Origin of the sequence: Brevundimonas sp. (assembly GCF_044239655.1) — a bacterium.
Taxonomy (GTDB): Bacteria; Pseudomonadota; Alphaproteobacteria; order Caulobacterales; family Caulobacteraceae; genus Brevundimonas.
On sequence record NZ_JBIIAY010000112.1, the window covers coordinates 1 to 10,133 of the forward strand.

The following is a 10,133-nucleotide window of genomic DNA, read 5'->3' on the forward strand; positions in this document are numbered from 1 at the left end:
CTCGTATCCGGCCAGGATCTCGTTGCGCTTGGCACCGGCGAACAGGCGCTGGGTCTCGGTCGCGCTCTGGCCCGGCTGGATGGTGCGGAGCGCCCCCGACAGGCTGGCTTCGTGGATATTGTAGGTCGAGGCGTCGCGGATGCGGAACTCGGTGGACACGGCTTCCTTCTGATCCGGGATCAGGGCGGCCATCCAGTATTTGTCGGTGATCCCCAGCCAGCCGCCGGTCGACTCGGTCGCCACGACCTCCTTCTTGGTCCAGTCCTTGTACTTCAGCTGCTGGGTCGCATAACCGTCGCCCTTGGAGAAGGTGCCGATGGCGCCCTCGTGCAGGATCTGGTTCTTGCCCAGGGTCTCGGGCACGCCCTGGCGCTGGACGCGGCTGTAGGGGCGGATGGTGATGGCCTGGGTGCCCAGGTTCTGGACGTCGTCGCGGACGCTGAACAGATACTGGTCGTCGATCGAGATGGTCCGCGTGAAGCGCAGGCCCTGGCCGTTGTCCCAGGTCAGGGTCACCGGCGTCGTCGGCGTCAGGCGCGACCCGTTGGTCAGGCGCCACGGCGTGTTGTCGCCGGGAACCCCGCCGGGGACGTTGGTGGCCAGCCAGCCGAAGTCGGCGAAATAGGCGTGCTCCATGCCGGACGGCCGGAACAGCTCCTCATAGGGCGAGTTCGGGTCGATCGTGGTCCGGTAGCGCTTCAGGAACAGGTCGTCGATGCGGCCGCCGTTCAGCGACAGCGAGCCCTGCAGCGTCGGGGTGTCGATCGGCACGCGCACGGCAGACCCCAGGGCCTGGGTTCGGTTGGTCAGGAAGATGGCGCTGGAGGGCGCCGGGCTCGCACCCGGCAGGGCCGCGGCACCCGCCGTCTGACCCGGAACCTGTTGCTGCGAGGCGACCGCGGCGGCCTGGGCGGCCTTCCTGCGATCGGCCTGGGGCTGCATCACGAAGACCTGGTACAGGATCAGGATCACCGCCGTGCAGGCGATGAAGATCACCGTATTGCGTGCGTTCTCGGATTTCATGCGGATCAGTGGTCCTGGCCGGGCGTCGAGCCGGTCGTGGGGGAAGCGGGCGTCACCGCCGAAATGGGGGCGGGCCCCGCCGTCGTCGAGGTCGCGAGCCTTGTAAGCGCCGATTTCACGTCGTCAAGCAAACGGTCCCAGGGACGGGCCGTCGTGCCCATGCGCGCGATCAGCACATAGTCGCTGCCCGCCTCGCCATGCGTCCCGACCAAGGCCCGCGCAGCCTCGCGCAGGCGACGTTTGGCCCGGTTGCGCACGACCGCTCCGCCGATCTTGCGGGTGGCAGTGAAGCCGACGCGGACGGTGTCGTCACCGTCGCCGCGATCCAGCCTCTGGACCACGACCGCGCCGCGGGCCTGGGAAACACCTTTCGCGGCCGCCAGAAACTGGGGCCGCGACGTCAGGCGCTCGATTTTGAGAAGGTTCGTCATGGATCCCCTCCGGGCGGAGAGGACTTTCAAGAAACTGACGGTTAGGCCGTCAGCTTCTTGCGGCCCTTGGCGCGGCGGCGGGCGACGATCTTCTGGCCGTTCTTGGTGGCCATCCGCGAACGGAAGCCGTGACGGCGAGCGCGAACAAGACGCGACGGCTGATAGGTCCGCTTCACGGTCGGCTCCTGGGGCTAAGGGTTTGGCGCGTGGACAAGGAGGCGTCCACAGCCGGAGGCGGGCGTATAAGGGGCGAGGCCTTCCGTGTCAACGCCGCTCAAGCCCGCGCAGGCCGCCTTCCTTCAGGCTGGGCCTCCCCACCGGACACGAACCCGTCTAGGACAGGTCAATGAACCGGATCAGGCGTTTTGCGCCACTCATCATCCTTGTCGGAGTGATCGCCCTGATCTTCGGCATGGGCTGGAACCGCTATCTGTCGCTGGAGACCCTGCGTGTCCACGGCGGTGCCCTGACCGCCTTCGCCCAGGAGAACTACATCCTCTGCCTGCTGGCCCTGATGGCGATCTTCACCACAGCGACCGCCAGCGTGGTGCCCGGCGTCTTCTTCGTGACCATCACCGCCGGCTATCTGTTCGGGCCCTGGGTCGGGGGCGTAGCGACCTCGATCGCCGCCACCCTGGGGGCCCTGATCGTCTATGCCGTCGCTCGCTCGGCCCTGGGCCAGGCCTTGCGCCAGAAGGCCGAGCGTGACGCCGGCCTGATGGCCCGGGTCTGCGCCGCCATCGACAAGGACACCTTCTGGTATGTGCTGGCCTCACGGCTGGCCGTGGTGGTGCCGTTTCACATGATCAACATCGCCGCCGGGGTCATGGCGGTGCGGCTGACGCCCTATACGGTCGCCACCGTGATCGGCCTGCTGCCCGCCCACATCATCTATTGCTGGATCGGATCGCGGTTGAGCACTCTGCTGGCCACCGACCCCGACCCCGACTTCCAGGCCCTGTTCGGCCAGTTCTGGGCCCCGATGCTGGGCGTCTTCGTCCTGGCCGTCGTCCTGCCCCTGGCGCTGAAAACGGTCCAGGCGCGGATGTCGCGCGGGAAGGCCGCCTGATGCGTCGTCCCACCCCCTTCAACACTGGCCCGAACCTTGCGAGACCCGCCCCATGAGCGGGGGCGAGGATCTGTTCGACAGGATCAGGCGGGCAATGCGCCCGGGCGGCCGGCTGTCCTGGCCCGGGACCCTGACGCCCCATGCCCCGGACGGCCTGTCGTCGCGCCTGCTGCTGCTGACCGTCGTCTTCACCCTGGCGGTCGAGGCCCTGATCGTCGGCCCCTCTGCGGCCTCCTTTCACGAGCGCTGGCTGATGGATCGGCTGCAGGGTGCCGAACTGGCCTCGGTCGGGGTCGAGGCCCTGCCCTACAACGCCGTCGACGACGACACGGCCGAACAACTGCTGCGCATCGGCGGGGTCTCGGCCGTGGCCATCTCGGACCAGGGCGTGATGCGCCAGCTTCTTCAGGCCCCCAACCTGCCCCGTGCGCCCGACTTCATCGACCTGAGGGGCCGCAGCTTCGCCACCCGGCTGTGGGATCCGGTCGTGACCCTGATGGGCCATCCCGAACGGTCGATCCGGGTCCGGGCCAAGCCGCGCTATCGCTCCGGCGACTTCATCGATGTGGTGGCCCCGGCCCAGCCTCTGAAGCTTGAGCTGCGGGCCTTCCTGCTGAACAGCCTGCTGGTCTCGATCGTGATCTCGCTGGTGGCCGGGGCGCTACTCTATGCCGGTCTGGCCTATCTGGTGCTCCAGCCGCTCCGCCGCGTGACCCGCTCGATCGAGGGCTTCGCCGCCGACCCCGAGACCGTCGCCCCCACCCCGTCCGACCGTCACGACGAGATCGGCCGGGTCGAGCGCGAACTGGCCCGGATGCAGGACGAGGTGCGCCAGTCGCTGCGCGCCCGCTCCCGCCTGGTGGCGCTGGGCGAGGCGGTGGCCAAGATCAATCACGACCTCAGGAACATGCTGACCTCGGCCCAGATCGCGTCCGAGCGGCTGGCATCCTCCGACGACCCCCACGTCGCCAAGGCCATGCCGCGGCTGGAGCGGGCGCTCAGCCGCGCCGCCGCCCTGACCCGCAACGTCCTCGACTACGGCAAGTCCGAGGAGCCGCCGCCCGTCCTGACCCGCATCCCCCTGTCGGCCGCCGCCGCCGCTGCGGGAGAGGACGCAGGGCTCGAGACCTCCGGCGTCCGGCTGGTCAAGGCCATCCCGGCCCGGTTCATGGTCAATGCCGATACGGACCAGCTGCACCGCATCCTGGTCAACCTGATGCGCAATGCCCGTCAGGCCGTAGAGGGTGATCCGGCGCGTGACGCCGGACGCGGCAAGGGCACGGTCCGCCTCAGCGCCGCGCACGAGGGCGGCGTCGACATCATCCGCATCGAGGATGACGGCCCCGGCATCCCCCAGCGTCTGTCCGAACGCCTGTTCGAACCCTTCGTCAGCGGCAAGGCCTCGGACGGCTCAGGGCTTGGCCTGACCATCTCGCGCGAACTAGCGGCCAACCACCGGGGCGAACTGCGCCTGCTGCGCACCGGGCCGGAGGGCACGACCTTCGAACTGCGCCTGCCGGGCTGACGCCACGGGCGCGTCGGGTGCTCAGTGCGTCCGCGCCTGTCCCTCGCGACGCGGATCGGCCCCGCCGTCCCAGCCCCAGCCATTCGCTCCGCGCCGCCACAGGGCCCCGTGCAGGCCCGAATTCTCTGTCGTATTGGGCTGGATCGTGATGCCCCGCGCCGCCATGCCGTCCCGCAGGGCCTGCGAGAACATCTCCGTATCCGCCCCGAACCCCGGCCCCTTGGCCACCAGATTGGGCAGGTCGATCGCCGCCTGCATCGGCAAATCCCACACCAGGGCCCCGATCAGGGCCTTGGCGTTATAGGCCAGGATCGATGATCCACCCGGCGACCCGAGTGCCCCGACCAGCCGCCCCTGATGATCCAGCACGATCACCGGCGACATCGACGACCGCGGTCGCTTCCTCGCCGCCACGGCATTGGCCATGGGCGTTCCGTCCGCCGCCGTCGGCGAGAACGAGAAATCCGTCAGCTGGTTGTTGAGAAAGAACCCGCCCGCCATCCGCCCCGAGCCGAAGATGCTCTCCACCGTCGTGGTCATGCTGACGGCGTTTCCCTTCGCGTCGACGATGACCATGTGACTGGTCCCCGCCGGCTCGGCGGTGCGATCCGGGGCCATGAAGACCCCACCCGGCGGCGTCCCGGCCGTCGCCGCCCCGGTCAGGCCCGGCGCGAGGGCCGCGCGCTGGGCCACATAGTCCTCGTCCAGCAAGCCCTGCACCGGCACGCCGACAAAGGCCGGATCGCCGACATAGCGATCGCGGTCGGCATACATCAGACGCTGCAACTGGGCGAAGGCGACCCAGGCCTGGGCATCCTGCGGCCCGCCCGCCAGCGACGGCGTCGCCTCCGCCATCTCCAGCAACTGCAACAGCGCCACCCCGCTGGACGGCGGCGGCGGCACACAGACCACATAGACCCGGAACGGCCGGCACAGGGCACCGCGCTCGATCGGCCTGTAGGCCGCCAGATCCGCCTCGGTCAGGCCGCCCGGACGCGGCTCGGCCTGCACCGCCGCCACGATCGCCTGGCCGATCTCGCCCGAATACAGGGCCTGCGCCCCCTCGCCCGCCAAGGCTCGCACCGTCGCCGCATAGGCCGGATTGGTCAGGACATCGCCCGCCACGGCGCGCCGCCCGTCCGGCAGGCTGAAATAGGCTTCGGCCGCGGGCGTCCGGCCCTGAGGGGCTGCACCGGCAATCATCCCCGCCAGCCGGGGACTGACAACGAACCCCTCGCGCGCCAGCCGTTCGGCGTCATCGAACAGCGCGCTCCAGGGCAGGGTCCCGTGATCCTTCTGCGCCATCGCCAGCATGGCCACGGCCCCGGGAACCCCCGTCGATCGCCCGCTCAACACCGCCTGAACGAAAGGCAGCGGCCGGCCTCCCTCGTAGAACAGTTCCGGCGTCGCCGAGGCCGGCGCAATCTCCCGCCCGTCATAGGCGGTGACCTCCTGCGTCGTCCCGTCATAGACCATCATGAAGGCCCCACCGCCCAGCCCCGACGACTGGGGCTCCACCAGCCCCAGCACGGCCTGGACCGCCACAGCCGCATCCACCGCCGACCCGCCCCGCCTCAGCACGCCCAGCCCCGCCTCGACCGCCAGCGGATTGGCCGCCGCCACGAACGGCCCCACGGCCTGTGGCGCGCCCTCGACGGGGCTGACGATAGGCGGAGACGCCGCTTCGGCCGCGGCCGTTGCGCCGGCATCGATAGGCCCGCCGCCGCCCGCCAGCCCTTGGCAGGCCGCCAGCGACAGGAGCAGGAGCGCGGCCAGGGGCTGGCTGAGCACAAGGCGACGAAGGCGGGAAAGACGCATCAGGGTCCGGACACTGGATCAAGGGGAGGCCCCACGACTAGGCCGATCCCCGCCCCGCGCCAACCCTGCCACCACCCCGGGGCCCACGCGCCGCCGCCCCATCGCCAGAATCCCCTCAAAACCCGCTTGCGCCCCCCGACCCGCTCCGCTAAAGACCCGCCCTCGCCGAAAGGCCTGTGCGCGCCCGTAGCTCAGCTGGATAGAGCATCAGACTACGAATCTGAGGGTCGGACGTTCGAATCGTTCCGGGCGCGCCATTTCTCCCCAATCAGTGTTTCGAGCTTTTTCCGAACCGAGATTTGGCGCGGCTACACATTTATTTAACAACTCTAGCTGCAATGTTTCGTTGTTATGCAGCTGAAGAAGTGTCCGACACGAAGCGGCAGCTCGTCCAACTCTCGGGAGGGATCGGCGGCGATCGAGTTTGCGCTGGTGGCGCCCATGCTGGTTCTGCTGCTGGCGGGGATGGTGGTGTACGGCGGCTGGTTCTGGCTGGCGCAGTCGGTGCAGTCGCTGGCGACCGAGAGCGCGCGGGCGGCGTTGGGGGGAATGGACGATGCCGAACGCCGGGACCTGGCGTCGGCCTTTGTCGCCCGGGAGGCCACGACGGGGTCGGGGCTCGATCCGGCCCTGGTCACCACGACGGTGACCAGCGACGCCGAGGCGGTGAGAGTCAGTGTCTCCTATGACGCCCATGCCCATCCGATCCTGCAACTGGCCGGACCCCTGCCCAAGCCGCCGACCCTGATCGAGCGGACGGCCGTGGTTCGGATCGGCGGGTACTGAGGATGCCTCCCCTCGCCACATTCCGGACCGATCGGCGAGGCGGGGTGGCGATCATCGCGGCCTTGGGTGGCGGACTGGCGTGCGCTCTGGCCGCGCTGACGGTCGATGTCGGATCGCTGGCGCTTCATGCCCGCAATCTTCAGGGTGCAGCGGATCTGGCGGCCCTTTCGGCGGCCATGGACATTCCCCGTGCCGAGGCGGCGGCCCAGGCGACGGCGACGGCGAACACCGGCGGAACGGTCAGTGTGGCAGTGGTCCGGGGGCGCTATACGGCCGACCGTGCGCTGGCCCCGGCGGCGCGCTTCAGCGCCGGTGACGTCGACCCCAACGCCGTCAGGGTGACGCTCAGCCAGCCGTCGCCACTCTATTTCGGACGGTTCGTGATGGGCAGGGACGCGGTCACCCTGACCCGCAGCGCAACCTCGGCGAGGACCGAGGCCCCACCGCGTGCGATGTTCTCGATCGGATCGCGGCTGGCAGCGCTAAACGGGGGGCTGGCCAACCAGCTGCTGGGTGGGCTGACCGGGGGGTCGGTATCCCTCAGCGTCATGGACTATGACGCCCTGGCCAAGGCGGACGTCAATCTGAAGACCTTCGGCGACGCCATGGTCGCCGACCTGGACCTTCAGGCCGGCGACTATGACGGCCTGCTGCAACAGACCATCGACCTCGGGCGGGCGCTGGACGTCATGCGGCCCCTGGTCGGCAGCCAGGCGTCCAGCGCATTGTCGAGATTGACGACGGCAGGTGCCGGGGTGGAGGTGAAGCTGGGCGATCTGATCGGTGCGGAGGCCGGCGCGGAGGACGGTCTGGCCGGGGCGCTCGACGCCTCGGTCAATGCGCTGGATCTGGTCGTGGCCATGGCCGAGATCGGGGGCGGGGACCGGCAGGTGGCGCTCGATCTGGGAGCCCAGGCAGGGCTGGCCGAGCTCAAGGTATCCCTGGCCATCGGGGAGCGGCCGAACCGGTCGCCCTGGCTGACGGTCACAGGCAAGGGGTCGCCGATCGTCCGAACGGCCCAGGCGCGGCTGTATCTGAAGGCCCGCACGTCCCAGAAGCTGTCGGGCCTGGCCCAGGTCAACCTGCCCATCCTGATCGAGCTGGCCTCGTCCGAGGCCCGGCTGGACGCCATCGGATGTACGCCCGGCCGTTCGGTGACGCTGGGCGTGCGTCCGGGGATCGCTAGGGCCTCGATCGGGGTGATCGACGAGACGCGACTGGGGGATTTCAAACAGACCCTGGCCCCGGCCCGCGCGACCCTGATGTCGGTCCTGGGTCTGGTCAGCCTGACCGGCTCGGCCGAGGTCGAGGCGGCGGATCAGGGGTTCACGGCGGTGACCTTTTCCGATGCCCAGATCACCGCCCAGACGGCCAGGACGGTGAAGACCACCGGGGCTGTGAACGGGATCGTGGTCAGCCTGTTGCAGCGGCTTCAGGTCAACGTCCAGGTCGTCGGTCTGGGTCTGGGGCTGGGCGGTATCGTGCAGGCGCTGGGGACATTGCTGGCACCGCTGGGGCCGGTGCTGGACGCGGCGGTCAATCCGGTTCTGGACCTGCTGGGCCTGTCGTTCGGGGAGGCGGACGTGACGGTACATGGTGCGATCTGCCCTACGGCCGGGGCGCGCGCCGCCCTGGTGGGTTGAGGCGGCCAAGGGTTGAGGCAGGGGGCCGCTCGGGCGATAGACGGTCATGACCCAGATCGACACGCCCGCAGCGACACCGTCCGACATGACCTACGCCCGCTATCTCGGGCTGGACCGTCTGCTGTCGGCCCAGGACCCGATCTCGGACGAACACGACGAGATGCTGTTCGTCATCATCCACCAGACCAAGGAGCTCTGGCTCAAGCAGATCCTGCATGAAGTGGCCTTGGCCCAGACTCTGGTTCGATCGGGCAATCTGGTCCCGGCCTACAAGTCGCTGGCGCGGGTCAGCCGCATCCAGTCTGTGATGACCCAGAGCTGGGACATCCTGGCCACCATGACACCCGCCGACTATCTGCGGTTCCGCGGGGTGCTGGGGTCGAGTTCGGGGTTCCAGAGCGATCAGTTCCGGCGCTTCGAGGCCCTGCTGGGCTTGAAGGACGCGCGGTTCCTGAGGTTCCAGGAGGACCGGCCCGAGGCGCATGCCGCTCTGGCCGAAGCGATCGCCGCCCCCAGCCTGTACGAAGACACCCTGGCCCAGCTGGCCAAGGCGGGATTGCCGGTCCCGACGGAAGTGCTGGGCCGGGACGTCAGCCGGCCCTACCAGCCGTCGGAAGGGGTCGAGGCGGCCTGGCTTGAGGTCTATCGCGACACCGAGCGCTGGTGGGCCTTCTATCAACTGGCCGAGAAGCTGGTGGACCTGGACGACGCCCTGCTGACCTGGCGGCACAAGCATGTGGTGACCATCGAGCGCATCATCGGGCGCAGGCGCGGCACCGGCGGGACCGAGGGTGTGGCCTATCTGACCTCGACGCTGGAGAAGCGGTGCTTCCCCGAACTGTGGTCGCTTCGCACGAAGCTGTGATGCCGGCTTGATCGTCGCAACCCCAATCGCGCCGCAACCGAGGGACAGCGTAACCGTTACCGTCATCAAGACCGGAGGTTACGATGTCCAACAAGCACGACATTCATGTTCTGAACGAACTGATCGGGGCCACACTCGACTCAGCCGAGCGGCTGGAGAAGGTCTCGGGCGACAGCGACAGCACGGGGCACAGCACCCTGTTCGCGAGCCTGGCGTCCGAGCGTCGCGAGATGGCCCAGAGCCTGGCCGACACCGTGCGGGCCCTGGGGGGCCAGCCACATGACGGCGGCTCGATCTTGGCCAAGGCCCAGCGGGCCGTGATGGACATCAGCCAGGCGATCATGCCGGCCGAGGCCGGGATCGTCGGTGCCGCCGACCGGGGCGAGGCCGAGCTGGACCGACGTTTCGAAGCCGCCATCAAGGACGAGCGGCTGGCCGCGACCACGCGTGAGACCCTGCGCCGGGCCCACGCGGCCATCCATCGCGAGACCCGCGAGGTTCACGACCTGCACACCAGCCTGGAGAGCCAAAGAGACGTGAGCTCGGGGCTTTACCCTCAGTAACTCGCTGATCTGTAGAGAAAAAAGGCCCCGATCGCGAGATCGGGGCCTTTGTCGTTTCGACGGGTCAGGCGACCCGTGGCATCATGCTTCGTCGGTCGACTTGTCGGCGGTGCCGGTTACGGGGACGACGGCACCCTTGGCGGGGCGGACGGTCTGGCGTTCGGCGATCCGGGCCGACTTGCCGCGACGGTCGCGCAGGTAATAGAGCTTGGCGCGACGGACGACGCCACGACGCTTGACTTCGATCGCGTCGATGTTCGGCGACAGGATGGGGAATTTGCGCTCGACGCCTTCGCCGAAGGAGATCTTGCGGACGGTGAAGCTCTCGTTCACGCCGCCGCCGTCACGGGCGATGCAGACGCCTTCGAAGGCCTGGATGCGTTCGCGCTCGCCTTCCTTGATCTTGACCA

11 protein-coding genes and 1 tRNA gene are annotated in these 10,133 nt (G+C 69.0%); 7 read left to right on the forward strand and 5 right to left on the reverse strand.

What is annotated here, in order from left to right:
* The 3 genes from yidC to rpmH form a co-directional block, all read right to left on the reverse strand.
* Positions 1–1,023: membrane protein insertase YidC (yidC, locus tag ACILQR_RS13295; protein ID WP_395651881.1), on the reverse strand; the 1,023-nt coding region annotated here is incomplete at its 3' end.
* A 5-nt stretch (positions 1,024–1,028) separates the two neighbouring features.
* Positions 1,029–1,454, reverse strand: coding sequence for a ribonuclease P protein component (locus tag ACILQR_RS13300; protein ID WP_395651882.1), 426 nt, complete (start codon positions 1,452–1,454; stop codon positions 1,029–1,031).
* Positions 1,455–1,495: 41 nt separating this feature from the next.
* Complete coding sequence (gene rpmH / locus ACILQR_RS13305; protein WP_271145529.1) at positions 1,496–1,630, reverse strand: 50S ribosomal protein L34; 135 nt, start codon at positions 1,628–1,630, stop codon at positions 1,496–1,498.
* Between the two features lie 170 nt (positions 1,631–1,800).
* On the opposite strand from rpmH, the gene ACILQR_RS13310 reads away from it, so the two are divergent.
* Positions 1,801–2,523, forward strand: coding sequence for a TVP38/TMEM64 family protein (locus tag ACILQR_RS13310; protein WP_395651883.1), 723 nt, complete (start codon positions 1,801–1,803; stop codon positions 2,521–2,523).
* A 52-nt stretch (positions 2,524–2,575) separates the two neighbouring features.
* On the forward strand, positions 2,576–4,048 hold the full coding sequence (locus ACILQR_RS13315) for a sensor histidine kinase (RefSeq protein ID WP_395651884.1): 1,473 nt from the start codon (positions 2,576–2,578) through the stop codon (positions 4,046–4,048).
* A gap of 21 nt (positions 4,049–4,069) precedes the next feature.
* On the opposite strand, the gene ACILQR_RS13320 is transcribed toward ACILQR_RS13315, so the two are convergent.
* Positions 4,070–5,866, reverse strand: a complete 1,797-nt coding sequence (locus tag ACILQR_RS13320) for a gamma-glutamyltransferase family protein (RefSeq protein ID WP_395651885.1) — start codon at positions 5,864–5,866, stop codon at positions 4,070–4,072.
* 180 nt (positions 5,867–6,046) lie between these two features.
* Between ACILQR_RS13320 and ACILQR_RS13325 the strand changes: the two genes are divergently transcribed.
* From ACILQR_RS13325 to ACILQR_RS13345, 5 genes are all read left to right on the forward strand, one after another.
* Positions 6,047–6,123, forward strand: a tRNA-Arg gene (locus ACILQR_RS13325).
* Between the two features lie 94 nt (positions 6,124–6,217).
* Positions 6,218–6,652: a TadE family protein gene (locus tag ACILQR_RS13330; protein WP_395651886.1), complete on the forward strand. Its 435-nt coding sequence runs from the start codon at positions 6,218–6,220 to the stop codon at positions 6,650–6,652.
* A 2-nt stretch (positions 6,653–6,654) separates the two neighbouring features.
* Positions 6,655–8,295: a TadG family pilus assembly protein gene (locus ACILQR_RS13335; RefSeq protein WP_395651887.1), complete on the forward strand. Its 1,641-nt coding sequence runs from the start codon at positions 6,655–6,657 to the stop codon at positions 8,293–8,295.
* A 46-nt stretch (positions 8,296–8,341) separates the two neighbouring features.
* Complete coding sequence (locus ACILQR_RS13340) at positions 8,342–9,160, forward strand: tryptophan 2,3-dioxygenase (protein ID WP_395651888.1); 819 nt, start codon at positions 8,342–8,344, stop codon at positions 9,158–9,160.
* Positions 9,161–9,243: 83 nt separating this feature from the next.
* Positions 9,244–9,723 (forward strand): PA2169 family four-helix-bundle protein, encoded by a 480-nt coding sequence (locus ACILQR_RS13345; RefSeq protein ID WP_395651889.1) that lies wholly within the window; start codon positions 9,244–9,246, stop codon positions 9,721–9,723.
* 81 nt (positions 9,724–9,804) lie between these two features.
* Here the strand turns inward: ACILQR_RS13345 and rplS are convergent.
* The coding region (rplS, locus tag ACILQR_RS13350; RefSeq protein ID WP_395651890.1) for a 50S ribosomal protein L19 at positions 9,805–10,133 on the reverse strand (329 nt) is incomplete at its 5' end.